The organism is Xanthobacter sp. SG618, assembly GCF_012932745.1.
In the GTDB taxonomy this organism is placed as follows: Bacteria; Pseudomonadota; Alphaproteobacteria; order Rhizobiales; family Xanthobacteraceae; genus Xanthobacter; species Xanthobacter flavus.
In genome coordinates, this window is sequence record NZ_JABBHL010000001.1 from 517,942 (window position 1) to 543,251 (window position 25,310).

Genomic DNA, 25,310 nt, shown 5'->3' on the forward strand with positions numbered 1-25,310 from the left:
GAACGATGCGCCGTCATGCTGACAAATTCTCTTCCTTCTCCTAGGGTGTCGGGCGCGGCGCCCGCCGACCATTTTCTCGAGATCATGATCCTCATGCACCCCTACCGCCTCCCGCTGCTCGCGGCCGCAATCGTTTTCGCGTGCCTCTCGCCGGCCTCGGCCCAGACCCAGCCGGCCGACCAGAAGCCGCCGGCGGAGCAGACCCCCGAGCAGAAGGCCGCGGCCGAGCAGCGCCGCTCGGTCGAGGAGTTCAACGAGGCCGCAAAGCTGCCCGGCGCGGCCGGCCTGCCCGAGTGCGTCTTCACCGGGCGGCGGATCGCCGCACTGATCTGGAACGACGACGTCGACACCGCGCGGCGGCATCTCGAATTCTACGAGCGCTTCGGCTGCCCCACCGAGCATCTGAAGGTGGCGGTGCGCTGCCTCGTGCGGCAGGGCAAGATCGACACCAAGGCGCGCGATCGGGTGGACACACGCGCCCAGCAGTGCTGGGTGAACCCGGATTACGTCGCCGCGGCACCGGCCCCCGCAGCTGGCGCAACCCAGGGCACCACCCCCGCTGCCCCTGGCGCAGCGCAATAATTAGATCATTGCGCAGACACCCGGCTGACGCAGCGGCGTCGAAGAGGCGCCACGATCGGGATTTATCTCTCTGCGTGAGAGTGTTAGTCTCTCGATGCATTGCAGCGTAAATTTACCATTAACGCTGCGATGCCGATCTGGGGGCAGGTCGAAAAGGTGCCCCGATCCGTTCGCGTAATTCCCGGAAACGTCCTCTGGAACCTGTGCCTTAAGCCAGCGTTGGGTTCCGACTTCCCCTATGGGTGGGCATCGCCATGCGTCCCGGTCTTGCTGCTGCGGCAGCGGTCATTGCGGTTGTGACCTCGTTCCACGCCGCGATGTGGCTCTCCATGCGTCCCGAGGCGAGCGCTCCGAACATCACGGACCGCTTTCAAAGCCTGTCCTTCGCGCCCTTCGCGCGCAACATGAGCCCTGAGGGCGATGCACCCACCACCGAAGCGCAGGTGCGCTCGGACATGGCGGTGGTCGCGCCCTACAGCCGCGGCGTGCGCACCTATTCCTCCACCAACGGCAAGGAACTGATCGCGCCCATCGCGGCCGAGCAGGGCCTGCGCGTGACCGCCGGCGCGTGGCTCAACAAGGAAGTCAACGAGAAGACCGGCGAGCCCATCAAGGTCAAGGACAAGAGCGGGAAATTTGTCCTCAACCCGCAGACCGGCGAGCCACTCACGGCCAAGGAAGAAAATGACCGCGAGCTTGACAGCGTCGTCAAGGTCGCCCGCCAGAACCGCAACGTGAACGCGGTGATCGTCGGCAACGAGACCGTCCTGCGCGGGGACATGTCGAAGTCGGAACTCGCCGCCGTCATCCGCAAGGTCAAGCGGCAGGTCAACGTGCCGGTGAGCACGGGCGAGATCTGGAACACCTGGCTGGAGCCCGACGCGCCGGAGCTGGTGGCTTCGGTGGACTTCATCCTCGCCCACATCCTGCCCTACTGGGAGGAGGTGCCGGCGGATCAGGTGGTGGACTACGCCATCAACGCCTACAACCGCCTGCGCGCCGCCTATCCCGGCAAGCGCATCGTGATCGGCGAGTTCGGCTGGCCCTCGCACGGCTACAACCGCGGCGCCTCCGTGCCTGACCCGATGGAGCAGGCCAAGATCATCCGCAATTTCGTCGCCCGCGCCGATGCGCTGGGCATCGAGTACAACATCATCGAGGCGTTCGACCTGCCCAAGAAGCAGAACGAAGGCTCGGTGGGCCAGTACTGGGGCGTGTTCGACGCGGACCGCACCCTGAAGTTTCCCCTGACCGGCCCGATCTTCGAGAAGACCTACAACCAGACCGCCATCCTGGCGCTGCTGCTGGGCGTGCTCTTCACCCTGCCGCTGCTGCGCATGCGTGACCTCACCATGACGCAGGGCCTCGTGCTGGCCGCCTCGGCCAACGGTGTCGCCGCGTGGCTGGCGCTGGTGGTGGACTACTGGCTCAACCACTACGTGTCGGGCGGTGACTACCTCACCCTCGCTTTGAGCGTGGTGATGCTGGTGCCGCTGGTGTTCGTGCTGCTCTACCGTATCGAGGAACTGGCGGCCGTGGCCTTCGGCAGCGGTCCCAAGCGCCTCGTCGAGGAGCAGAAGCACGCCGCGCCCACGCGCTTCCCAAAGGTCTCCATCCACGTGCCCGCCTATCGCGAGCCGCCGGAGATGCTGATCCAGACCATCGATGCCCTCGCCCGGCTGGAGTATCCCAACTACGAGGCGATCATCATCGTCAACAACACGCCGGACCCGGCGATGGTGGAGCCGGTGCGCGAGCACTGCGCCAAGCTCGGCGACCACATCAAGTTCATCAACGCCGAGAAGGTGGCGGGCTTCAAGGCCGGTGCCCTGCGCATCGCCCTCGATGCGACGGCTCCCGATGCCGAGATCATCGGCGTGATCGATGCCGACTATGTGGTGACGCCCGACTGGCTGAAGGACCTCGTCCCCGCTTTCGACGATCCGACCGTGGGCCTCGTCCAGGCGCCGCAGGATCACCGCGACGGCCATCGCAGCCCCCTGCACGAGGCGATGAACGCCGAATATGCCGGCTTCTTCGACATCGGCATGGTGCAGCGCAACGAGGACGACGCCATCGTCGTCCACGGAACCATGTGCCTCATCCGCCGTGCGGCCATGGTGGAGGCCGGCAACTGGTCGTCCGACACCATCTGCGAGGACACCGACCTCGGCCTGTCCATCGCCGAGAACGGCTGGAAGACCCACTACACCCGCAAGCGCTACGGCTATGGCCTGCTGCCCGACTCGTTCGAGGCGTTCAAGAAGCAGCGTCACCGCTGGGCCTATGGCGGCTTCCAGATCATCAAGAAGCACTGGCGCCGGTTCCTGCCGAACAATTCTCGCCTCACCACGGCCCAGAAGCGGCACTTCGTGCTCGGCTGGATTTCGTGGCTCGGCTCGGAATCGGTGGGCGCGTTCATGGCCATCGCCTCCCTGATGTTCGTGCCGTTCGTCGCCTACTTCTCCATCTCGGTGCCGGCGCACGTGCTGACGCTGCCGATCCTCATCACCTTCCTGGTGTACGTGCTGCACTTCATCAGCCTGTACCGCCTGAGGGTGGAGACCACGCCGCTGCGCATGCTCGGTGCGGCTGTGGCGGCCAGCGCGGTGCAGTTCACGGTGGCGAAGGCGGTGGTCGACGGCTTCCGCTACAAGGACCTCGCCTTCGCCCGCACCGCCAAGGGCAACAACTGGCTCGCTGGCGCGGCGCGCTCCTTCCCGGCCCTGCCGGAAGCGATCATCGGCGGTCTCCTGATCGCCGCGGGCGCCTACATGCTGGTGGCGAACAATCTGCCGGGCTCTTCCATCGTGAAGACCTCCAACGACTGGCGTCATATCCGCGAGATCAACCTCTATGGCATCGCCCTGCTGGTGCAGAGCCTACCGTTCGTGGCTGCAGCGATGATCGGCGCCTTCGAGCCCTCGCGCCTCAATGACTTCGCCACCTGGCGGGTCATCCGCGCCAAGCTCGCGGCGGTGCCCCGCCGCCTCGGCCTCAATGCGCCCCCCGCCGTCGCGGACTGAGCGGGGCCCCAGACCTAACCGAACGCCCGGCCCTCGCGCCGGGCGTTTCTTTTTGTCCTCCCCTTCTACGCCGGCAACGGCGGTGGCCCTGAGCCGAGATGCCCGATCAGCCGACCGTCTCTCCCCTCCCCCCGCTTCCCCCGGCCCTGATCCTCGCGGGTGGCCTGGGCCGGCGGATCAATGCGCCGGCGCTGGGAGCCTTGGAAAAGCCGCTGGTGCCGCTGGGCGGCCGCCCCCTCATCGCACACGTGATAGATCGCCTGAGGCCGCAGGCCGGTCCCCTCTTCATCAACGCCAACGCCCCGGCCGGCACCTATGAGGGATTCGGCCTCCCGGTGCTTCCGGATACCATCGCCGGCTATCCGGGACCGCTCGCCGGCGTGCTGGCGGGTCTCGACCATCTCGCCGAGACAGGCGCAGCTGCCAGCCTCGTGACGGTCGCCGCGGATACGCCCTTCCTGCCTGATGATCTCATCGCGCGACTGACGGAACGGTACCGGGAGAGCGGCACCGTGGTGTGCGCAGAATCGGGTGGGCAGCGGCATCCCGTGATCGCCCTTTGGCCCGTGGCGGCTCGCACCGCGCTGCGGCAAAGCCTTGAGGCGGGACGGCTGAAAGTCGGGCTTCTCCTCGATACCCTCAATGCCGTAACGGTGTCGTGGGAGGGCCTTCCGGATGACCCATTCTTCAACGTGAACACGCCGGAAGACCTTGCCATTGCAGAGAAACGCCTCGCTGCCCGCCAATGAAGCATGGTCATGCTTGCGGCAGGATTGGGGAGGGTTTAGGACTGCAGGACGGCGGCTTCGCATTCGCGAAGATGCCGGAGCGGAGACGGACTTGCCGCTCGGAGACCGGACCGCCACCTCCGGACCTCTGCCGAAAACGGGTCTGTCCGCCCAAAGGATGAGGGATCCATGGACGCCACCACCAACACCGGGGCAAAAGCGGCCAAGCTAAGCTTGGGGGAGAAGAGCTGGGACCTTCCGATCCACGAAGGCTCCATCGGACCCGACGTGGTCGACATCTCCAAGCTCTACGGCCAGACGGGGATGTTCACCTACGACCCCGGCTTTACCTCGACCGCTTCCTGCGAGAGCAAGATCACCTACATCGACGGCGACGAAGGTGTGCTGCTGTATCGCGGCTACCCCATCGAGCAGCTCGCCGAGAACGGTGACTTCCTCGAGACCTGTTATCTGCTGCTCTACGGCGAGCTCCCCACTGCGGCGCAGAAGGCGGAGTTCGACAAGTCCGTGACCAATCACACGATGGTTCACGAGCAGATGACCCGCTTTTTCCAGGGCTTCCGCCGCGACGCACACCCGATGGCCATCATGGTGGCTTCGGTCGGCGCGCTGTCGGCCTTCTATCACGACTCCACCGACATTTCCGACCCCACCCAGCGCCTGATCGCATCGATCCGCATGATCGCGAAGATGCCGACGCTGGCGGCCATGGCCTACAAGTATTCCATCGGCCAGCCGTTTGTTTATCCCAAGAACGATATCGACTATACGTCGAACTTCCTGCGCATGTGCTTCGCTGTCCCGTGCGAGGAATACAAGGTCAACCCCGTTCTCTCCAAGGCGATGGATAAGATCTTTATCCTCCACGCCGACCACGAGCAGAACGCCTCTACCTCCACCGTGCGCCTCGCCGGCTCCTCCGGCGCCAATCCCTTCGCCTGCATCGCCGCCGGCATCGCCTGCCTGTGGGGCCCCGCCCATGGCGGCGCCAACGAGGCGGCCCTCAAGATGCTGGCCGAGATCGGTTCGGTGGATCGCATCCCCGAATATATCAAGCGCTCGAAGGACAAGAACGATCCCTTCCGCCTGATGGGCTTCGGTCACCGGGTCTACAAGAATTACGACCCGCGCGCCAAGATCATGCAGCAGACCTGCCATGAAGTGCTGACCGAGCTCGGCATCAAGGACGATCCGCTGCTCGATGTGGCCGTGGAGCTGGAGCGCATCGCGCTGCACGACGACTACTTCATCGAGAAGAAGCTTTACCCGAACATCGACTTCTATTCGGGCATCACCCTCAAGGCGATGGGCTTCCCCACCACCATGTTCACCGTGCTGTTCGCGCTCGCCCGCACCGTGGGCTGGATCGGCCAGTGGAAGGAGATGATCGAGGACCCGAGCCAGCGCATCGGCCGTCCCCGCCAGCTCTACACCGGCGCCGCCCAGCGCGACTACGTGGCCATGTCCAAGCGCAAGTGAGCGCTGGAGGTCGTCTGAAAAAGGAAAACGCGGCCTTCGGGCCGCGTTTTTCGTTTGGGGAGCCGTATCGCCGCGCCGACCTTCAGGCCGGCGGCGGCAGGGCGCCCGGGCGCCCATCCCGCGCGAGGCGGAGCACCACCTGGGCTGCGCGCGCGCTGGGGCTCGGCCCGGCAATGCCGAAGATATCGTCGAAACGCGCGAACGCGGCCGCCTGGCGCCGCCGCTCGGGGCTGTCCTCCAGCAGGGCCGAGAGGGCGCCGACGAGCGCCGGCACCGTGCAATACTCCTGCAGGAACTCCGGCACCACATTTTCCCCGGCCACCAGATTGGCGAGGATCACCGTCGTACCCTTCAGCACCCGCCGGCCGATCTGCGCCTCCAGCCAGCCGATGCGGTAGGCCGCGACGTGGGGAATGCCGGCGAGCGCCAGTTCCAGCGTCACCGTGCCGGAGGCGGCAAGCGAGGCATGAGCGGAACGGAAGGCAGCAAGCTTCTCCGCCTCGCTCGTCACGATGCGCGGCTTCAGCTGCCAGCTGGCGATGGTCTCGCGCACCAGCCCTTCCAGCCGTGGCAGGGTGGGCAGCACCAGTTCCATCTCATGGACCCGACCGACCTCGGCCAAAGCCGCGCCGAAATCGGCGCCGATGCGCGAAATCTCCCGCCGCCGGCTGCCCGGCAGCACCAGAACCAGCGGTGGTTTCGCCTGTCGCCGCTCGGCCTCGGCGGGCGACGGCCGCAATTCGCCCAGCCTCTGCAGCAGGGGATGCCCTACATAGAAGGTCGGCGGCCCGCCCAGCTTGCGATGGACCTCCGGCTCGAACGGCAGCAGGGCGAGCAGCGCGTCCACATAGGGTCGCATGGCCGCCGCCCGCCCCGACCGCCAGATCCAGACGGTGGGCGAGACATATTTGACGATGGGAATGTTCGGGTTGTGCGCCCGCACCCGCGCCGCGACGCGGTGGGTGAAATCCGGCGCATCAACCAGCACCAGCACGTCCGGTGGGTCGGCGAGCACCGCCTCCACCGTCTCCTTGAGGCGCCTGAGGATGGTGGGCAGCTTGCCGACCACGGCGGCGATTCCGATGGCGGTCAGGTCATCCATGGGATAGAGGCTTTCCAGCCCCGACGCGCCCATGCGCCGGCCGCCGACCCCCCGGAAGGTGGTACCCGGCGCGACCTCGGCCAGCGCTTCCATCAGCGCACCGCCCAGTTGATCCCCCGATTCCTCACCCGCGACGATGAAGATTTTCGGCGGACGCCTCGCATCCTGTACGGTCACGCGCCACGCCCTCCGATACCGGCGACGAACAGGCCGGCGGCGTCCGCCGCCTCCACCAGCGCCTGCGCATCCGGCACGATGGCGCCGCCCGCTTCGAAGGCGATGCCGGCCAAGCCCACCTCCGCCGCACGCGTCACGGTCTGCGGCCCGAGGGAAGGCAGATCCACCCGGCGGTCCTGCCCCGGCTTCGGCGCCTTCACCAGCACGCCCTTGCCGGCGGCGAAGCGCAGCCGTCCGGAACGGCGCATCTCGCCATAGCGCGCCAGCATCTGATCGGTGCCCTCGGCCGCCTCGACTGCCGCGACCAACCCATCCACCACGATCACCCCCTGCCCCACATCGAACGGACCGAGAGCACGGATGACGTCGAGGCCGCGCGCGATGTCCGCCTCCTGGGTCTCGTTCGGCTGGAGCGCACCAAGCACACCCTGCGGGAGCAGCAGGCGCGGAGCGACCTCATGCGCGCCGACCAGGGTGAAGCCCTGTTCCGACACGAGGCCCAGCACGCCCGAGAGCAGGTGATTGTCGCCGCCCCGAAACAGGCGGGCGATGCGCGGCAGAAGCCGCAGCATGGTGAAATCGAACCCGAGGTCACGCATACGCGGGCGGGTGAGCGCTCCCACCATCACCACCTCGTGCACCCCGCGCGCCTTGGCCCATGAGGTGACGGAGCCGAGCGAGCCGAGGCGGAACCAGTGGTGCGGCCAGCGCTCCAACGCCGGATCGGCGAAGCCCTGGATGAGGAACAGCACCACCTCGCGCCCGTCCGCCGCCGCCGCCTCGGCGACCGCCGCCGGAAAGGAGCCACCGCCGGCCACGATGCCGAGCGGGCCCTTGCCATGGGGGGTCGGCTTCTGCGACGCCCCGAAGCCGGCCGCGTCCGGGCCGCATGCCGCCCCCGCGGCACGCCCATGCCCGTCTTCCCCCGGCAGGCCCACGGCTCAATCCTCCTTGATGACACCCCGGGCGGGATGGCAGATGGGGCGCTTGCGATCGGCATCGATGAAGGCCACCACGGCCGCAGCGAACGCCGATTCCCCCGCCATCTGCCGCACCTTATCGAGGCGCTGGTCGAACGTGCCCTCGCCGAAGAACAGGTCGCGATAGACCGCGCGGGCCGCGTGCAGGTCCGACTTGGTGAAGCCGCGCCGCTTCATGCCCACCACATTGAGGCCGACCAGCTTGCCGGCCTGCCCGAGCACGTTGGCGAAGGGGATCACATCCTCGCGCACCCCGGTGAGGCCGGAAATCATGCATTGGGCGCCGATGCGGGTGAACTGGTGCACCGCGCATTGGCCGCCGAGGAAGGTGAAATCACCAACGCTCACATGGCCGCCGAGCACCGCATTGTTGGCGAAGATGACGCCGTTGCCGACCGTGCAATCATGGCCCACATGGGAGCCCGTCATCATCATCACGCCATTGCCGATGCGCGTGATGCCGCCGCCGCCCACCGTGCCCGTGCTGGCGGTCGCGTGCTCACGGAGCATGCAGTCCGTGCCGATGACGAGCTTCGTCGGCTCACCCTTGTAGTGCACGGACTGGGGCGCGGACCCTAGAGAGGCGAAGGGGAAGACCTGCGTGCGCGCACCGATGGTGGTGACGCCCTGGATGACCACATGGGCGTGGAGCTTCACGCCCGCTTCGAGCACCACATCGGGACCGAGGATGGCATAGGGACCGATCTCGACATCATCCGCGAGCCCCGCCGGGTTCTCCACCCGGGCGGTGGGATCGATCTTCGCCACTAGCTGTTCTCCACGATCATCGCGCCGACCTTGGCCTCGGCCACCAGCTCGCCGCGCACCTTGGCCTCGCCGCGGTACCACCACATGTTGCGGCGGCGGCTGATGCGGGTCATGTGGTATTCGAGCACATCGCCCGGCACTACGGGACGGCGGAACTTCGCCTCGTCGATGGTCATGAAATAGACCAGCGAGGGCTTCTCCTTGTTTTCCTTGCCCAGCACGCAGACGACGCCCGCGGTCTGCGCCATGCCCTCGATGATGAGGACACCGGGCATCACCGGATTGCCCGGGAAGTGGCCGAGGAAGTGCGGCTCGTTGGCCGTGACGTTCTTGACGCCGATGCAGGAGAGATCGCCGTCGATCTGCTCCACGCGATCCACCATCAGGATGGGATAGCGATGCGGCAGGCAGGCGAGCACCCTCTGGATGTCCGCGCTGCCGAGCACCTTGGGGGCTTCGGCCTGGGCCGCGCCGGCCTCGCCGGCTGCGCGCGTGGTGTCGTTCATTCCTGCGGTCCTTCCCCTTCCTCGTCGTCCTTGCCGCGGCGGGCGCTCGCCGCAGCGATGCGCTTGAGCGTCGCGACCTCGCGGAACCACTCGCGCACGGGCTTTGCGGGCGAGCCACCCCAGCGCACGCCGGGGGGCACGTCGCCCTTCACATTGCTGGAGGCAGCGATCTGCGCCCCGGTGCCGATGGTGACATGGCCCACCACGCCCACCTGCCCGCCGAGCATCACGAAATCACCGAGGGTGGTGGAGCCCGAAATGCCGGTCTGGGACACGACGATGCAATGGCGGCCGATAACCACGTTGTGGGCAATCTGAACCAGGTTGTCGATCTTGCTGCCCTCGCCGATCACCGTGTCGGTGATGGCGCCGCGATCGATGGTGGTGTTGGCGCCGATCTCCGCATTGTCCTGGACCACGACGCGGCCGAGCTGCGGCACCTTCACGTGGCCGGCCGGGCTCGGCTGGTAGCCAAAACCGTCGGAGCCGATACGGGCGCCGGCATGGATGATGACGCCGTTGCCGAGGTAAGCGTGGATCACGCTCGCGCCGGCGCCGATGGCGCAGTTGCGGCCGATGCGCACGTTCGGCCCGACGATCGCTCCCGCACAGATGACGGTCCCCGCGCCGATCTCGGCACCGGGCCCGATGACGGCGCCGGGATCGACCGTTACCCCGTCCTCCAGCCGCGCCTTCGGATGGACCTGAGCGCCGGGGGCAACGCCCTCATGACCGAAGATCGGCAGCGGACGGAGCGCGGCGGGGAACATGCGCCGCGACACGGCGAGGAAGGCCGCGGCAGGTCGCGGGGCAATCAGCAGCGGCAGGCCGGCCGGGGCCTTCGGGGCGAAGCGCTCAGAGGTGATGAGTGCGCCAGCGCGCACGCTGCCGAGCTTTTCCGCGAAGAGAAAGGAATCGCAGAAGGCAAGTTCGTCGGGGCCGGCGGTTTCCAGCGTACCGAGGCCGTTGATACGCCGGGCGCCAAGCTCGGCCTCCTCCGCGGGACTTGAAGCGGCAAGCCGCGCTCCGGAGAGGGCTGCCACTTCCGCGAGGGTCAGCGGCTCCGGAAGCGGGAAGAAGAGGTCGTGACTCATGACGGATACGCCCAGACGCCGGAGGACGGAACAGGAGATTTCACGTACGCGGCAAGGGGGCCTCCGGGCAAGCCCCAACCACGCGCAACTCCCAGCTGGAGGTTGTCCTCAACCGCTGCGGGATCTGTCCTGAGCAAGACATCCCGCCAGGCAGGTGCCCTGCTGCCGGCGCCAATCTGCAACGCGGCGTTCTCCCAATTGAATTGTTCTTGGGCCGGCGCGCTCGGGGCAAGGAACGTTAGCCGACGACGACGGCGTCGTGACGCGGAAGACAGCGCGAGGGGGAAGACCTCGCCGGAGAGGCTGTGCTGCAGGAAAGGGCTCGCGTGGTCGAAATGCGCCTCTCCCATAACGAGACTGCCTCCCCGATGCAACGCACCGGAGAGGCAGGGAGAAGATCTCATCCCGTTGGAGCTTCGGAAGCGAACGCCGCCGCAGCCTTTCCGTAGAGCGCGATCAGAAGCGGGTACCGCCCGAGAAGCGGAACGCCTGCGTCTGGTCAAACTGGGCCTGCGAGAGCACCCAGGCATAGTCGAAGCGCAGGGGTCCGAACGGCGACTGCCAGATCAAGCTGACGCCGACCGAGGAGCGGATGGCATCGTCGTCATAGACGCAGACGTTGTTGTAGCCCCACGTCTTGCCGATGCTCGGGCAGTTCACCAGGTTCGGCTTGCCGTAGAAGTTGCTGCCATCCCAGTTGTACACGCCGGGGAACTTCGTCGGGCCGCCGTAGTCGAACAGCGAACCGGCATCCGCGAAGATCGCACCCTTCATGCCGATATCCTTAGGCAGGAAGGCGAAGGGGAACTGGATTTCCGCAGACAGACCCCAGTAGGTGGTGCCGCCCAGCGCATTCAGCTGGTTGTTGTAGCAGTTGTACGAGAGCGGCGTGCCGGCGTTCGATGCCGCGCAAGGCGCGATATCGCGGGGACCGATACCGGACGGCGCGAAGCCGCGGACCAAGTTCGGACCCATGTAGAAGTTGTCCAGCACGTCGAGGTCTTGATTGCCCCAAGACGAGACATAGCCAGCCTGAGCACGCAGGATGAGCACGCTGTCGTACGGCAGCGGGGTGTAGTGACGGAAGTCACCCGTGGTGCGAATGAAGTTCACGTCTCCGCCCACGCCGGCCAGATCCTGCTTCAGTTCGGCGTAGATGCCTTGCGTCGGGTTCTGGTTGCTGTCGAGCGAGTTGAAGGACAACGTGTAGCCGAGCGCCGACGTGATGGTCGCACCCTGAGCCGCCGCATCGCGAATGGCCCACGAGATGGACGTCGCGCAGTAGCTGTAGGGCAGCGTTCCTACATCGCCGTAGTTGGCGCACAGGTTGATCGTGCGCTGATAGAGGTTGTAGCGCAGGGCCAGCGTGATCTCGTCGGTGATGGGCAGGCCGAAGCGCAGGCCACCGCCAACCATGTTGGTGCCGTACGGCGTGTAGCTCGTAGTCTCGGTGTTCTTCCAGTAGAGGTCGAAGCCGGCCGCGAGGCGATAGCCGAGGAAGTAGGGCTCGGTGAAGGAGAATTCCGCGCCCTGCGAGTACTGGCCGAGGGTGCCGGAGACCTTCACGTACTGGCCGCGGCCGAGGAAGTTCTTCTCCCCCAGCGAGACCTCGCCGATGACGCCGTCCGCGGTCGAGTAGCCGCCGGAGATGGAGAACTCGCCCGTGGGCTGGTCTTCCACGTCCACCGCGAGGATCACGCGATCAGGCGCGGAGCCCGGCTCGGTGGTGATCTTCACGTTCTTGAAGTAGCCGAGGTTGCGCAGCCGGCGCTCAGCCCGATCGACCAGCACGCGGTTGTAGGCGTCGCCCTCGCCGATATCGAACTCACGACGGATGACGTAGTCGCGGGTGCGGGTGTTGCCGCGGATCTCGATGCGCTCGATGTAGACCCGCGGGCCTTCCTCGATCACGAACGCGACGTTGATGAGCTTGCTCTGGAAGTCGCGATCGCCGCGCGGACGCACCTGGGCGAACGCATAGCCGGCCTTGGACGCCTCGATGGTGAGGTTCTCGACCGACTTCTCGACGAGCTCGGCGTTATAGATCTGGCCGTCCTGAGCGCGAACCACGCGCTTCAAGGAGTCGGCAGCCAGATCGCGAATGTTGGAGATCACATCGACCTTGCCAAAGCGGTACTGATCGCCCTCTTCGAGGGTGAAGGTCAGGATGTAGCCGCCGCCGGCCGGATCGAGCTCAGCGGTCGCGCCGATGATACGGAAGTCGGCATAGCCGTTCTTCAGGTAGAAGCGGCGCAGCAGCTCCTGGTCGGAGTTCACTCGGTCCGGATCATAGGCGTCCGTGGACTTCAGGAACGACAGCCAGTTGGTCTGGGTCGTGGAGATGACGTCCTTCAGCTTCCAGTCCGAGAAGGCCTTGTTGCCGACGAACTTGATGTCCTTGATGCCGGTCTTGTCGCCTTCCTTGATCTCGAAGACCAGATCGACGCGACCGTTGCCGCGGTCGATGGTGACCGGGTTGACGCGCACGTCGCTACGGCCCGACCGACGATAGACCTCGATGATGCGCTGGGTGTCCGCCTGGACGACCGTCTTGTTGAACGGCCCGCGGGGCTTGGACTGAACCTCGCCCTCGAGCACCTCGTCCTTGATCTTCTTGTTGCCCTCGAAGACGACGCGGTTGATCACCTCGTTCTCGGCCACCCGCACCACGATGCGGCCGCCGGACTGGTTGATCTGCACGTCCGAGAACAGGCCAGTGGCGTAAAGCGCCTTCCAGGCCTCGTCGATCTTGGCGGCGGTATAGGGACCGGAGCCGAAATAGGAGCGGATGGTGTCGGCATCCACACGGCGGTTGCCTTCGACCACGATGGAGCTGGACTGGGCTGCAGCGGGGGACGCCACAACGAGAGAACCGGCCACCGAACCCGCCGCAACGCAGGCGGCGAGACCAAAGGCGGCGGCCAGATTTCTCAGAACCCGGAGCGAAGCAGTCATATGGTGCGCAACCTTGAAATTTCGTTGTTCTCGAACCCGCCGCCCTTCCCCGGCCGAAGGCCAGGGCACAGGGACGGATTCTCACCCTGCGCTGCCGCTTGTACAGTCTTTTACCGCAGGTGCAAACCAAGCCGCGGCTGAAGACTGACCTTTTCCGGAGACCGTTGCCCGCTCGCCACGACCCCGGTGCGACAAATCAAAATCCCTTACATTGCAGCAATATGCAGCACGTCATTCCAGGTGGCGAAGATCATCAGCATCAGCACCAGCGCAAGGCCGATGCGAAAGCCGATGTCCTGCGTCCGCGCACTCAGCGGGCGGCCACGGATCGCCTCGAAAGCGTAGAACAGAAGGTGGCCGCCATCCAACAGCGGGATGGGAAAGAGGTTAAGCAATCCGATAGACACGGAGAGCACCGCGGCCAGGGACAGAAGTGCCCCGATACCAAATGTCGCGACCTGCCCGGATACCTGCGCGATGCGGATCGGGCCACCCAGCTGGTCCGCCGACTCGCGTCCGGCCACGAGACCGCCGAGGTAATCGAAGGTGCGGGCCACCACGAACCAGGTTTCCTGCACGCCCATGCCGATGGCCTCGACCGGGCCGAAGCGCTGAGTCGTCACGTCGCCGGCGGCGAGGGAGCGGGAGATTCCCAGGAGGCCGGTCCGGTGGCTGTTGCCGAAGGGGTCCTTGACCTCCTTCAGCTCGGGCGTGGCCGTGAGCGTAACCTCGCGGTCGCCCCGGGCGACGGTAAAGGCGAGCGGCTGGCCGGCATGGGACCCGACGATACGCTGCATGTCGGAGAAGCTGTCCACCTTGGCGCCGTCGATCTCCAGCACCAGGTCGCCGGGCTTGAAGCCCGCCATCTCCGCCGCGCTGCCGGGATTGATCTGGTCGACACGCGGCGCCGTCACCTGCTTGCCGAACACCATGAAGACGATGGCGAAGATGGCAATGGCCAGGAGGAAGTTGGCGATCGGACCGGCCGCGACAATGGCCGCGCGCCACGCCACCGGCTTGTAGAAGAAGCTTTCGTTGCGTTCGGCGGCCGTCATCTGGGAGAGACGCGCGGAATCGGGCGTGGAAGCCGCATCCTCATCGCCGAAGAACCGCACATAGCCGCCGAGGGGTATCGCGGCGATGCGCCAGCGGGTGCCGTGCTTGTCGTTGAAGCCGGCGATCTCCGGTCCGAAGCCCAGCGAGAAGGTCACCACCCGGACACCGGCGCGGCGGGCCACCCAGAAATGGCCGAGCTCGTGGAAGAACACCACCAGCGTCAGGACGAACAGGAAGGGAATGACGTAGCCGAGGAGAGTGGAGGACAGCGTGCCAAGGTTCGCACCGAGACCGGAAATCACATCCATCATCCGTTCCTCATCTCCCGGGCGCCCGGGGGCGGGCCAACCCTACACACTTATCCCGCTCTCGCCAGCCTCGGTGCACCGGAGCCGCGGGCGGAAAACTGCTCTTAAGACGCCTTTGCGGCAAACTTGGGCAGAAGTCCGGAGGCGGTACGGCGCCCGAGCTGGTCCGCCTCCAGCGCGTCGGCGACGCTCGAAGGTGCCGGACCACCATTGATACGGTCGAGGGTCGCCGCGACGATGTCCGTGATGCCGTAGAAGCCGATCCGCCCGTCCAGATAGGCCGCGACGGCGATCTCGTTCGCCGCGTTGAGAATGGTGGCGGCGACGCCGCCCTGCTTCAACACCTCGCGGGCCAAAGCGAGCGCCGGGAATCGGGCCACATCCGGCGCTTCGAAGCTGAGGCGGCCGAGGGCCACGAGGTCGAGCTTGCGGCAGGAGGTCGCCACCCGCTCCGGATAGGCGAGGCAATGGGCGATGGGCACGCACATGTCGGGCAGCGCCAGCCCCGCCGTCACCGAACCGTCGATGAAGGAGACGAGGCCGTGCACCACCGACTCGGCGTGCACCACCGCATCCAGCTGGTCGGCGGTGACGGAGAACAGGTGCTGGGCCTCGATCAGCTCCAGCCCCTTGTTCATGAGCGTCGCGGAATCGATGGTGACCTTCGCGCCCATGTTCCAGTTGGGGTGCTTCAGCGCGTCCTGCGGCAGCGCGCGGGCGATCTCCTCCCGGCTCTTGAGGCGGAAGGGGCCACCGGACGCCGTGAGGGTGATCTTTTCCACCGCTCGCTGCGGGCCGGCCGCCAGCGCCTGGAAGATGGCGTTGTGCTCGGAATCCACCGGGAGGAGTTCGGTTTCGAGCCGCGCCGCCTCGGCCATGAAGAAGGCGCCGGCGGCGACGAGGCATTCCTTGTTGGCGAGCGCGATGCGCCGGCCGGGCGCGAATGCGGCGACCGTCGGGGCAAGGCCGGCGCAGCCGACGATGGCGCTCACCACCACATCGGTGTCGCGTCGCGCGGCTTCCAGTACCGCCTCCGGTCCGGCGCCGCTCTCGATGCCGGTTCCAGAGAGGGCCTCCCTCAGGGCCGCGCCGGCCGCGGGGTCGGCCACTGCGGCAAAGCTGGCGCCAAGGGCGCGGGCGGTCTCGGCAAGCGCTGCGGCGTCGCGACCTCCAACGACGGCTTCGACCCGGTAGAGGTCCGGAGCATCCGCGAGAACCTTGCGGACGCTATGGCCGATGGAGCCCGTGGCCCCGAGCACGGAGAGACGTTTCATGGGGAGCGTCCTACCACAAAAGCAGGCCAGTCGCCGGGTCGCCCGCATTGCGGAGCACGGCGACGACGACCGCCACCAGCGCGGCGGCGGCGAAGCCGTCCAGCCGGTCGAGCAGGCCACCATGGCCGGGAATGAGCCGGCTCGCATCCTTCACGCCGAACAGGCGCTTGAACGCCGATTCCGCGAGGTCGCCGGCCTGGCTGACGATGCTGAGCAGGAGGGAGAGGCCGGCGAGCGGCAGCAAAGCCGGCGCTCCGGAGGCATAGGCCACGGCGAGGCCGCAGAGGGTGCCGAGCAGGGTTCCGCCGATGGCGCCGGACCAGGTCTTGTTCGGCGACACCCGCGGCCACAGCTTCGGCCCGCCCAGCGCGCGACCGGTGAAATAGGCGAAAATGTCCGTCGCCCAGACAACGGCGCACAGATAGAGCACCGCGGAAAGGCCGAGCGCCGAGCTGCCGCGCAAGACCACCACGGGAAGCGCCGCGCTGGCCGCCACCAGCACGCCGGCCATAGCCCAGGCGCTCTGCCGCGGCACCGCGAGGCTGCAGGCAGCGGCACCCAGCACGACGGCGCTGAAGGCCCAGGTCGGGTCCGATGTCACCGCCAGCACGCCACCGGCGACGAGGCCGAGGCCGCCGAGGCCGAGATAGACCGGGCGATGATCGAGGCGGGCGATGACCGCCCATTCATTAAGGACGAGGAGCCCCGCCGCTACCCACAGAATGGCAAAGGGGATGCCGCCATACCACGCGGTGGCGAGCACCAGCGGCACCAGCACGAGAGCGGAAAGGGTCCGGTGCCCGAGATCGGAGCCGAAATGCACGTGGGTCAGGGTCCGGGGCGAGGCGTCACGCCGCCGAACCGCCGGTCGCGCCGGGCATATTCGTCGATGGCCGCGATGAGGGCGGCCTTGTCGAAATCAGGCCAGTAGATGGGCAGGAACACGAATTCTGAATAGGCGGCCTGCCACAGCAGGAAATTGGACAGCCGCTGCTCGCCGGAGGTGCGCACGATGAGATCGGGATCGGGGATACCGGCGGTTTCGAGCCGCTGGGAGATCATCTCCACGTCAACGTCCTCAGGCTTCACCCGCCCGGCCGCCACATCCGCCGCGATGCGCGCCACGGCGGAGGCGATCTCCTGCCGCGCGCCGTAGTTGAAGGCAACGACCAGCGTCAGCCCGGTATTGGTGCAGGTCAGCGCCTCGGCATCGTCCAGGAGCTGGCGGATGTCGGGCGCAAGGGCCGCCCGCTCGCCGATCACCTTCACCCGCACGTTGGCGGAATTCAGCTCGGCGAGGTCGTGTCGCAGGAAGAACTTCAGCAGGCGCATCAGTTCCGTCACCTCGGTGACGGGACGCGACCAGTTCTCCGCGGAGAAGCTGTAGATGGTGAGGAAGCGGATGCCGATCTCGCGGGCGGCGCGCACGCAGCGGCGCAGCGCCTCCACGCCCCGGCGATGCCCTTCCACGCGCGGCAGCTTGCGGGACGTGGCCCAGCGGCCGTTGCCATCCATGATGACGCCGACATGCACGGGAACGCACTGGCCGGCTGGAGCGGGCGTCGGCTGACCGGCGGACGCGGGCGTGGCCGGCGACGGCCGGCCGGGGACGGCGGCGTCGCTCGCGGCGCGCAGGGTCATGGCTTGCTCAGGGCTCACACCTTCGTCCTCAAACCGCGTTGGCTCTCAAACCGTGGCGGCTGACCGGCATCGGTCAACCGCGTCCCTGGCCTCCCGCCGCCGCTGTCCCCGCTCAGACGGACAGGATTTCCTTTTCCTTCTGGGCGAGCGTCTGGTCGATCTCGGAGATGGTCTCGTCGGTCGCCTTCTGGACGTCCTTGGACAGGCGGTCGAGTTCATCGGAACCCATCTCGCTGTCCTTTTCCAGCTTCTTCAGCAGGTCCATCCCGTCGCGACGCACATGACGTACCGCGACCCGGGCGGCCTCGGCATATTTGTGCGCAACCTTGACGAGTTCCTGGCGCCGCTCCTGGTTGAGTTCAGGGATGCGCAGGCGCAGCACCTGGCCTTCCGTCGCCGGATTGAGGCCGAGATTCGAATCGCGGATCGCCTTCTCGACGGCGTTCACCATGCCGCGGTCCCACACCTGCACGGAGAGCATGCGGGCCTCGGGGACGGAGACGGTGGCCACCTGGTTCAGCGGCATTCGCGCGCCATAGGCCTCAATGGTGATCGGCTCGAGAAGGCTGGCCGAGGCGCGGCCGGTGCGCAGGCCGCCAAGCTCGTCCCTGAGCACGCCGACCGCGCCATGCATGCGGCGCTTGAGATCGGCCATGTCGAAGGTCCCGGTGGTCATGACTATCCTCTGTCTTCAAGATCGCGGGCACGCTTCAATCGCACGGAAACGTTTCGGATTCCATGCGTCGGCGTTGTCCCGGCGGGAAAGGTGCGGCGGGTGGCGTTCGGGTCGAGGGCGCGGCTCGCGTGGACATGGCAGGCCGGCACGGCAATTCAGTGGCCGTGCCGAACGCGGCTCGCGCCCAAGGCGATGCCCCGGAGCGAGCCGTTTGCCTTCATCCGTCGACAGCGCTCCCTGTCCGTCCGGAAACCCTCAAGCCGCGGTCCGTCTCGCCGGATCAGGGCGCGACGACCGTGACGCGCCCCTCTCCCATCGCCGCCGTGGCGATGGCGCCCGGCTCGCGGATGGAAAACACGATTATCGGCAACGCAGCCTCGCGGGCAAGCGCGAACGCCGCCGCATCCATCACCTTGAGGTCGCGGGACAGCGCCTCGTCGTGCGTGATGCGGTCGTAGCGGGTGGCAGAGGGATCGAGCTTGGGGTCGGCGGAATAGACACCGTCCACGTTGGTCGCCTTCAGCACCGCGTCGCAGTCGAGCTCGGCGGCGCGGAGCACGGCACCGGTGTCGGTGGTGAAATAGGGGTTTCCGGTTCCGCCGGTGAGCACCACGATGCGGCCGCGCCGCAGGTGCCGCATGGCCGGCTGGCGGGCGTAGGGCTCGCACACCGTCGGCATGGGAATGGCGGAAAGCGTGCGGGCGGGCGCGCCGGCGGCCTCGATGGCCCGTTCCAGCGCGAGGCCGTTCATGACGGTCGCGAGCATGCCCATGTGGTCCGCGGTGGCGCGATCGAGATTTTCGTCCGCCACCCGCGCGCCGCGCAGGATGTTGCCGCCACCGACGACCACCGCCACCTCGCACCCCGCCGCGCGGGCGGCGACGAGGTCACGGGCGATGCGGGCGACGGTGGGCGGATGCAGGCCGAAGGGCTCGGCGCCCATCAGGGCCTCGCCCGAGACCTTCACCAGAATGCGGGGATAAGGCAGTCCCGGCGCCGCGAAGGGCGCCGGGGGTTCCGGATAGTCCGAGTCGTCGGAGATGGCGGTCATGGGAGCCCCCTCCCCGCCTGCGATCAGGACTGGCCGGCGGCGGCGGCCACCTCGGCCGCGAAGTCGGTCTCTTCCTTCTCAATACCCTCGCCGAGCGCGTAGCGCACGAACGCGGTGAGCTTGACCGGAGCGCCGACCTGGCCCTCGGCCTCCTTCAGCACCTGCGACACGGACTTGGAGCCGTCATGCACGAAGGGCTGGTCGAGGAGGGTATTCTCCTTGAAGAAGCTCTTCATGCCGCTTTCGGCGATCTTGTCCTGCACGTTGGCGGGCTTGCCCTGGTGCTTCTCGAGCAGGATGGCCTTCTCGCGGGCGATGGTGGCCTCATCGATCCCGGAGGCGTCGAGCGCCAGCGGGTTGAGGGCCGCCACGTGCATGGCGATCTGCCGGCCGAGGGTGGAGAGCTTCTCCACGTCGCCCTCGGACTCGAGCGCCACGAGCACGCCGATGCGGCCCTGGCCCTCGACCACGGCGCCGTGGACGTAGGAGGCGATCACGCCCTTGGAGACCGTGAGCTTCACCGAGCGGCGCAGCGTCATGTTCTCGCCGATGGTGGCGATGAGCGCCGTGAGGCGGTCGGCGACGGTGACGTCCTCGCCCGGGAACTTGGCGGCGGCGACGGCCTCCAGGGAGCCGTCCGTGTTGAGGGCGACCTTGGCCACCTCACGCACGAACGCCTGGAAGTCCGGGTTGCGCGCCACGAAGTCGGTCTCGGCATTCACCTCGACGGCGGCGGCGTAGTGGCCGGACGACTCGACCGCAACGAGGCCCTCGGCGGCCACGCGGCCGGCCTTCTTGGCAGCCTTGGCGAGACCCTTCTTGCGCAGCCAGTCGATGGCAGCCTCGACGTCGCCGTTCGTCTCGGTGAGCGCGGACTTGCAGTCCATCATGCCTGCGCCGGTCTTGTCGCGCAGTTCCTTCACGAGCCCGGCGGTGATCGCAGCCATGTTCAATCCCTTCTTCTCGCGCCACGGCCGGCCACGGTGCGCCCGAGCCGGCCGTGGGGGCGCGGTGCGCGCCCCATTACTCTCGATTCGTTTTCAGATCTGCGACAAGGATGGTGACGGGTGTCACTCGACCTCGGCAGACATCTCCTTGGCCTGGGCAACCCAGCCGTCCACGCGGCCCGGCAGACCCACTTCCTCGCCGATGCGGTGCGCATCGTTGGCATCGAGGCCGGCGATCTGGCCGAAGTGGAACACGCCGAGATCGTTGAGCTTCTGCTCGATCTCGGGGCTCACGCCGGTGAGCTTCTTCAGGTCGTCGGCGACGCCGCGGGGACCAGAGAGGGGCTCGAAGGACGACCACACGCTGGTCTCGACCGGCAGGTCCTCGACGAGCGGGGCCTCTTCGGCGCCCACGTCGTAGCCGAGGTCGCTGTGGCCGCGGCCGATGCCGTCGATGGCGGCGCGGGCGACGAGGTCGCAGTAGAGCTGGATGGCGCGGCCGGCGTCATCGTTGCCCGGGACGGGATAGGCGATGCCGTCGGGATCGCAATTGGTGTCGAGGATGGCCGCCACCGGGATGCCGAGGCGCTGCGCTTCCTTGACCGCGATGTCTTCCTTGTTCGTGTCGATCACGAACAGGAGGTCCGGCAGGCCACCCATGTCGCGGATGCCGCCGAGCGCCTTGTCCAGCTTCTCCTTTTCACGGGAGAGCGTCAGGCGCTCCTTCTTGGTGTAGCCGGAAGACGCCTCGGGGGCGGCCAGCATCTCCTCCAGCTTCTTCAGCCGGGCGATGGAGTTGGAGATGGTCTTCCAGTTGGTGAGCATGCCGCCGAGCCAGCGGGAGTTCACATAATACTGGGCGGAGCGGCGGGCGGCGTCCGCCACCTGCTCCTGCGCCTGGCGCTTGGTGCCGACGAACAGCACGCGACCGCCCTGGGCCACGGTGTCGGACACGGCCTGCAGGGCGCGGTGGAGCGCCGGCACGGTCTGCGACAGGTCGAGAATGTGGATGTTGTTGCGAACGCCGAAGATGTACGGAGCCATCTTGGGGTTCCAACGGTGGGACTGATGTCCGAAGTGCACGCCAGCTTCGAGGAGCTGACGCATCGAATAGTCGGGAAGAGCCACTTTGGTATTCTCCGGTTGAGCCTCCGCGGACGTACCTTCGCCAATGGCGAATGGCACCGGATGGCCGATCTGGCCTGTGTCCGCGTGCGGAATGGGTCGGGCACATACACGAGGTGGGGCTGATAGGCAAGGGTGGCGCCCTGCGGGGGCATGCCCTCCCCCATCGCCATACCGTTCCGACCCAACCGGCCACGACGGAGGAATACGGCGGCGGCCGCAACGGGATACGGGGCTGCGACCGCCGCTTTCACCCCGCGGCGGCCCGTTGGCGCTCCTCCTCCACCAGTTCCTTCTTGGAGAGCTTGCCCACCACGCTCTTGGGCAGGCTCTCGCGAATCTCGATGGCCTTGGGCATCTCGATCTTGGAAATCTGGGCGGAGAGGAACTCCATCAGCTCGGCCGGCGTCGCCTGCGCATCCTTGCGCAGGGTGACAAAGGCCTTGGGCGCCTGGCCGCGATAGCTGTCGGGAATGCCGATGGCCACGGCCTCGGCCACCGCCGGATGGAGATAGAGCGCCTCCTCGATCATCCGGGGATAGACGTTATACCCGCCGCAGAGAATCACGTCCTTGATGCGATCCACGAGGAACAGATAGCCGTCCTCGTCCAGAAGGCCGACGTCGCCGGTGCGCAGCGCCCCGTCCACGAAGACGGCGGTCGTCTCGTCCGGGCGATTCCAGTAGCCGGCCATCACCTGCGGCCCACGCACACACACCTCGCCCTTCTGGCCCACGGGCATCAGGCGGGTTGAATCGGCGAGGTCGCGAATCTCGATCACCGTCTCGGGCAGAGCAGTGCCCACCGAGCCATCCTTGACGAGGCCGAGAGGCGGGTTGGCGCTCACCACCGGCGAGCTTTCGGAGAGGCCGTAGCCCTCCACCAGCGGGCAGCCGGTGAGTTCCTGGAAGCGCGTGCGCACGTCGAGCGGCAGCGGCGCGCCGCCGGAGATGGAAAGCGTGAGGGAGGAGAGGTCGCGCTTCTCGATGCCCCCCACATTGTTGATGGCGGCATAGATGGTCGGCACGCCGGGGAACATGGTGGGTTTCTCGCGCTCGATATCGTCGAGCAGCGACATGAGGTTGAAGCGCGGCACCAGGATGATCTCGGCGCCGAGGCAAATCGGGATCAGCATCACCGTCTGCATGGCGAAGACGTGGAACAGGGGCAGCACGCCCAGCACCCGCTTCACCCCGATGCGCTCGCACTCCGCATGCTGGACCAGCTGGCGGGCATTGGCCGAGACGTTGGCGTGGGTGAGCATGGCGCCCTTGGGGACGCCCGTGGTGCCGCCGGTATATTGGAGCACCGCGAGGTCCTTGGCCGGGTCCACCTCCACCGGCTCGGGGCGGTCGCCGTGCTTCAGCAGGGAAGCATAGTCCACATGCATCCCGTCGCCGGTGCTGTAGACCGCCTTCTCCTTGCGCTTGAACAGGTTGAAGAGCAGCCCCTTGGGAAACGGCAGGATGCCGGACATGGGGCAGACGATGATGGATTTCAGCCCCGCCTCGTGCGCCACCGCCAGGACGCGGGAGTGGATCAGCTTCAGGTCGGGAACCACCATGATGGTGGTGCCGGAATCGCGGATCTGGTGCCTCAGCTCGCGCTCCACATAGAGCGGGCTGAAGTTGACCACCGTGCCGCCGGCCTTCATCACCGCGAAGAAGAAGATGACGGAATAGGGCGTGTTGGGCAGGCACAGGCCTACATGGGTGCCCTTGCCCACGCCCATGGCCTGAAGCCCTGCCGCCACCTTGTTCACCGTGGCGCCGACCTCGGCATAGGTCCACTTGCGGCCGAGGAAGCTCAGGGCCGGCTTCGCGCCATGCGCGGCGACGCTGACCTCCAGAAGGTCGGGCACGGGCGAGATGGCGATGGCCGCCGCATCGGTGCGATGGAGCATGATGTCCCTCCTGCGCCGGCGCTTTTCTGTTTTCTTGGGCAAGCCGGCGGCGTGATCTCCGACGTTGGGTCACCAACGTCGTGATTCAAGAATGCTGGCGCGCGATTGCGCCAGAAAGGCGGTTTGTGCCGGGTCTAGTAAAGCGCAAACCGGCGGCGCGAACGCCGCCGGGGATGGCGCAAGGCCCTACTTGGTGATGAGGGCCGCCGCCTGGGGCGCGTCGAACTTGTAGCGCAGGCCCACGGAGATGATGTCCACATAGCCGTTGCTCACCTGGCCGACCAGCGTTCCGCGCAGGGCATTGGCCGGATCGGCAGGCGTGAGGAGGATGGGGCTCGTCTCGCCGAAGATGTGGGTGTAGGCGAAATCCGCCGAGAACTGCTGCGTGAAGTTGTAGGTGAAGCCGCCCGAGAGCCAGAAACGATTGGTGTCGGGCAGGCGCGGCGAGCGGGTGGAATCTGGCACGGGCGTCAGCTCGTAGCCAATACCGGCGCGCAGAGCGAGCTTGGGGTCCCACTGATACTCGACGCCGCCGGAGAAGAACCAGCCGTCGTTCCACTGGAGGTCAAGCGTGCTGACCGGCACGCCGGAGGCTTTCACCGTCAGTTCCTGGACGGTCGACCAGTTGGTCCACTCCACGGTGCCAAGCACGGTCCACTGGGCATTGAGCTTCGAGCGGAACGAGGCGGTGATCTGGTCCGGCAGCGTCAGGCCGGCCGTCACGTTGGCGCTCTTGACCGGAACGATGTTGGCGACGGACACGTCCAGCATACCGTTCAAGGTCTGCGAGATCTGCGACTTGTAGCCGATGCCGAGCGTGGTGCCGGGCGCCAGCGTGAACAGCACGCCGAGATTGATGCCGTAGCCGATGTCGTCGCCGTTGACCTGGGCATAGAGATTGTTGGTCGGCGGCGCGAAGCCCGCGAACTGCGCGTTGGTGAGCTTGGCGTTGATGTAATTGACGTTCAGGCCACCGCCGATGGTCATCCAGTCGGTGAGCTTGTAGGCCACCGAGAGCTGGGCGTTCATGTCGAAGATGCTGCTGTAGCAGCCGTAATAGCGCCCGGACCAGCTGCACGGCGCATCCGTCACGAGGCCGTACGGCGAGGTGACACCGAAGCCGATCGCCCACCTGTCCCAGGCATAGGTGGCGAAGAAGGTCGGCAGCGTGCCGTTGTCCACCATGTCGCTCACGCCGACATTGCCCAGGCTGGTGCCGGTGATGGGCGCGGTGGCCGAGAACACGTCGATGGAGGCATGCGGCGCGATATAGGTGACGTTGCCTTCCACGCTCAGCCCCGGATTGAAGCTGATGGCCGCGGGGTTCCAGAACATGGAGGCAAGGCCGTCGCCGCCGGCGGCCGTGCCGGCGAAAGACGTGCCCTGATAGTAGGAACTCTGCTCGCGGAGCCCGAATCCGCCGGCGTGGGCGGCGCTGCTCACCAGTGCGACGGGAATCGCAATGGCGGGAATGGCAAGCACCGGAGCCACGTGCCGTGACCAATCGCGACTGGCTCTGGCCCACTTGTGCATCGTCATGAAGACCCCCTCCTAGGCTGTTCCTCCGGGCCCGGCACGCTGCGGTGCACTATACGTTTTATCGGTGCCCTATACGTCACCCAGCATGCCTTTCGCGGATGATCCGTCAACCGACTTCCTGCAGCGTAGCGGGCCAAGACGCTGGGGAATTCGGCGGGCGTTGCGCCGATGCAACAGTGCCGAAATGGCAGCGATGCTGTCCAGATTTCCCAGCGCTGGCCGGGCTTCTATCCACCACCTTGTGGCGACCCGCCGGCTCGACCGGTTGTGAAGGCACAACCGTTCCGTCATCTGCCAAACGGGTCTTGCGGAGAAGGTCAAAGCATGTATCTTCAGGGCGACTGGGTGACGTATAGGTGAACTGGTGGCATC

20 protein-coding genes are annotated in these 25,310 nt (G+C 66.8%); 4 read left to right on the forward strand and 16 right to left on the reverse strand.

Going from position 1 to position 25,310, the window contains the following annotated elements; genetic code table 11:
- Positions 1 to 84: 84 nt before the first annotated feature.
- From FHT36_RS02535 to gltA, 4 genes are all read left to right on the forward strand, one after another.
- Complete coding sequence (locus tag FHT36_RS02535; RefSeq protein ID WP_169120850.1) at positions 85 to 582, forward strand: hypothetical protein; 498 nt, start codon at positions 85 to 87, stop codon at positions 580 to 582.
- Between the two features lie 254 nt (positions 583 to 836).
- A complete protein-coding gene (locus FHT36_RS02540) occupies positions 837 to 3,608 on the forward strand; it encodes a glycosyltransferase (RefSeq protein WP_210257536.1) in 2,772 nt (923 codons plus the stop codon).
- Positions 3,609 to 3,706: 98 nt separating this feature from the next.
- Entirely contained in the window at positions 3,707 to 4,357 is a 651-nt protein-coding gene (gene mobA, locus FHT36_RS02545; protein ID WP_169120852.1) for a molybdenum cofactor guanylyltransferase MobA, read from the forward strand.
- A gap of 168 nt (positions 4,358 to 4,525) precedes the next feature.
- Complete coding sequence (gene gltA, locus FHT36_RS02550) at positions 4,526 to 5,836, forward strand: citrate synthase (protein WP_169120854.1); 1,311 nt, start codon at positions 4,526 to 4,528, stop codon at positions 5,834 to 5,836.
- Positions 5,837 to 5,918: 82 nt separating this feature from the next.
- On the opposite strand, the gene lpxB is transcribed toward gltA, so the two are convergent.
- From lpxB to FHT36_RS02630, 16 genes are all read right to left on the reverse strand, one after another.
- Complete coding sequence (gene lpxB, locus FHT36_RS02555; RefSeq protein ID WP_169120856.1) at positions 5,919 to 7,115, reverse strand: lipid-A-disaccharide synthase; 1,197 nt, start codon at positions 7,113 to 7,115, stop codon at positions 5,919 to 5,921.
- The gene (locus FHT36_RS02560) at positions 7,112 to 8,053 is read right to left on the reverse strand and encodes a UDP-2,3-diacylglucosamine diphosphatase LpxI domain-containing protein (protein WP_348644366.1); all 942 of its coding nucleotides are present in this window, start codon (positions 8,051 to 8,053) and stop codon (positions 7,112 to 7,114) included. The genes lpxB and FHT36_RS02560 overlap by 4 nt, the downstream gene beginning before the upstream one ends.
- Before the next feature lie 3 nt (positions 8,054 to 8,056).
- Positions 8,057 to 8,863, reverse strand: a complete 807-nt coding sequence (gene lpxA / locus FHT36_RS02565; RefSeq protein ID WP_169120858.1) for an acyl-ACP--UDP-N-acetylglucosamine O-acyltransferase — start codon at positions 8,861 to 8,863, stop codon at positions 8,057 to 8,059.
- On the reverse strand, positions 8,863 to 9,369 hold the full coding sequence (fabZ, locus tag FHT36_RS02570; RefSeq protein ID WP_051679217.1) for a 3-hydroxyacyl-ACP dehydratase FabZ: 507 nt from the start codon (positions 9,367 to 9,369) through the stop codon (positions 8,863 to 8,865). Before fabZ ends, lpxA begins: the two co-directional genes overlap by 1 nt.
- Positions 9,366 to 10,463: a UDP-3-O-(3-hydroxymyristoyl)glucosamine N-acyltransferase gene (lpxD, locus tag FHT36_RS02575; RefSeq protein ID WP_169120860.1), complete on the reverse strand. Its 1,098-nt coding sequence runs from the start codon at positions 10,461 to 10,463 to the stop codon at positions 9,366 to 9,368. The genes fabZ and lpxD overlap by 4 nt, the downstream gene beginning before the upstream one ends.
- Positions 10,464 to 10,919: 456 nt before the next feature.
- Positions 10,920 to 13,418, reverse strand: coding sequence for an outer membrane protein assembly factor BamA (bamA, locus tag FHT36_RS02580; RefSeq protein WP_169120862.1), 2,499 nt, complete (start codon positions 13,416 to 13,418; stop codon positions 10,920 to 10,922).
- Between the two features lie 206 nt (positions 13,419 to 13,624).
- The gene (gene rseP, locus FHT36_RS02585; RefSeq protein ID WP_169121478.1) at positions 13,625 to 14,782 is read right to left on the reverse strand and encodes an RIP metalloprotease RseP; all 1,158 of its coding nucleotides are present in this window, start codon (positions 14,780 to 14,782) and stop codon (positions 13,625 to 13,627) included.
- Between the two features lie 104 nt (positions 14,783 to 14,886).
- Positions 14,887 to 16,056 carry a 1-deoxy-D-xylulose-5-phosphate reductoisomerase gene (gene dxr / locus FHT36_RS02590; RefSeq protein WP_169120864.1) on the reverse strand — a complete coding sequence of 390 codons (1,170 nt, stop codon included), beginning with the start codon at positions 16,054 to 16,056 and terminating at the stop codon, positions 14,887 to 14,889.
- 10 nt (positions 16,057 to 16,066) lie between these two features.
- Positions 16,067 to 16,879: a phosphatidate cytidylyltransferase gene (locus tag FHT36_RS02595; protein ID WP_169120866.1), complete on the reverse strand. Its 813-nt coding sequence runs from the start codon at positions 16,877 to 16,879 to the stop codon at positions 16,067 to 16,069.
- Positions 16,880 to 16,884: 5 nt separating this feature from the next.
- Positions 16,885 to 17,697, reverse strand: coding sequence for an isoprenyl transferase (locus tag FHT36_RS02600; protein ID WP_169120868.1), 813 nt, complete (start codon positions 17,695 to 17,697; stop codon positions 16,885 to 16,887).
- A gap of 112 nt (positions 17,698 to 17,809) precedes the next feature.
- Positions 17,810 to 18,373 carry a ribosome recycling factor gene (frr, locus tag FHT36_RS02605; RefSeq protein WP_169120870.1) on the reverse strand — a complete coding sequence of 188 codons (564 nt, stop codon included), beginning with the start codon at positions 18,371 to 18,373 and terminating at the stop codon, positions 17,810 to 17,812.
- A gap of 280 nt (positions 18,374 to 18,653) precedes the next feature.
- A complete protein-coding gene (pyrH, locus tag FHT36_RS02610) occupies positions 18,654 to 19,424 on the reverse strand; it encodes a UMP kinase (RefSeq protein WP_024279301.1) in 771 nt (256 codons plus the stop codon).
- A gap of 23 nt (positions 19,425 to 19,447) precedes the next feature.
- Positions 19,448 to 20,371: a translation elongation factor Ts gene (gene tsf / locus FHT36_RS02615; protein ID WP_169120872.1), complete on the reverse strand. Its 924-nt coding sequence runs from the start codon at positions 20,369 to 20,371 to the stop codon at positions 19,448 to 19,450.
- Positions 20,372 to 20,494: 123 nt separating this feature from the next.
- Positions 20,495 to 21,499, reverse strand: coding sequence for a 30S ribosomal protein S2 (locus FHT36_RS02620; RefSeq protein WP_169120874.1), 1,005 nt, complete (start codon positions 21,497 to 21,499; stop codon positions 20,495 to 20,497).
- A 247-nt stretch (positions 21,500 to 21,746) separates the two neighbouring features.
- Positions 21,747 to 23,399, reverse strand: a complete 1,653-nt coding sequence (locus FHT36_RS02625) for a long-chain fatty acid--CoA ligase (protein WP_169120876.1) — start codon at positions 23,397 to 23,399, stop codon at positions 21,747 to 21,749.
- Between the two features lie 186 nt (positions 23,400 to 23,585).
- On the reverse strand, positions 23,586 to 24,890 hold the full coding sequence (locus tag FHT36_RS02630) for an outer membrane protein transport protein (RefSeq protein ID WP_169120878.1): 1,305 nt from the start codon (positions 24,888 to 24,890) through the stop codon (positions 23,586 to 23,588).
- Positions 24,891 to 25,310: the final 420 nt, after the last annotated feature.

Bases quoted from the DNA above. Each gene is read 5' to 3' on its own strand.
- FHT36_RS02535 (WP_169120850.1), top strand. From the start codon at position 85: ATGATCCTCATGCACCCCTACCGCCTCCCGCTGCTCGCGGCCGCAATC.
- FHT36_RS02540 (WP_210257536.1), top strand. From the start codon at position 837: ATGCGTCCCGGTCTTGCTGCTGCGGCAGCGGTCATTGCGGTTGTGACC.
- mobA (WP_169120852.1), top strand. From the start codon at position 3,707: ATGCCCGATCAGCCGACCGTCTCTCCCCTCCCCCCGCTTCCCCCGGCC.
- gltA (WP_169120854.1), top strand. From the start codon at position 4,526: ATGGACGCCACCACCAACACCGGGGCAAAAGCGGCCAAGCTAAGCTTG.
- fabZ (WP_051679217.1), bottom strand. From the start codon at position 9,369: ATGAACGACACCACGCGCGCAGCCGGCGAGGCCGGCGCGGCCCAGGCC.
- lpxD (WP_169120860.1), bottom strand. From the start codon at position 10,463: ATGAGTCACGACCTCTTCTTCCCGCTTCCGGAGCCGCTGACCCTCGCG.
- bamA (WP_169120862.1), bottom strand. From the start codon at position 13,418: ATGACTGCTTCGCTCCGGGTTCTGAGAAATCTGGCCGCCGCCTTTGGT.
- rseP (WP_169121478.1), bottom strand. From the start codon at position 14,782: ATGGATGTGATTTCCGGTCTCGGTGCGAACCTTGGCACGCTGTCCTCC.
- dxr (WP_169120864.1), bottom strand. From the start codon at position 16,056: ATGAAACGTCTCTCCGTGCTCGGGGCCACGGGCTCCATCGGCCATAGC.
- FHT36_RS02600 (WP_169120868.1), bottom strand. From the start codon at position 17,697: ATGACCCTGCGCGCCGCGAGCGACGCCGCCGTCCCCGGCCGGCCGTCG.
- frr (WP_169120870.1), bottom strand. From the start codon at position 18,373: ATGACCACCGGGACCTTCGACATGGCCGATCTCAAGCGCCGCATGCAT.
- pyrH (WP_024279301.1), bottom strand. From the start codon at position 19,424: ATGACCGCCATCTCCGACGACTCGGACTATCCGGAACCCCCGGCGCCC.
- tsf (WP_169120872.1), bottom strand. From the start codon at position 20,371: ATGGCTGCGATCACCGCCGGGCTCGTGAAGGAACTGCGCGACAAGACC.
- FHT36_RS02625 (WP_169120876.1), bottom strand. From the start codon at position 23,399: ATGCTCCATCGCACCGATGCGGCGGCCATCGCCATCTCGCCCGTGCCC.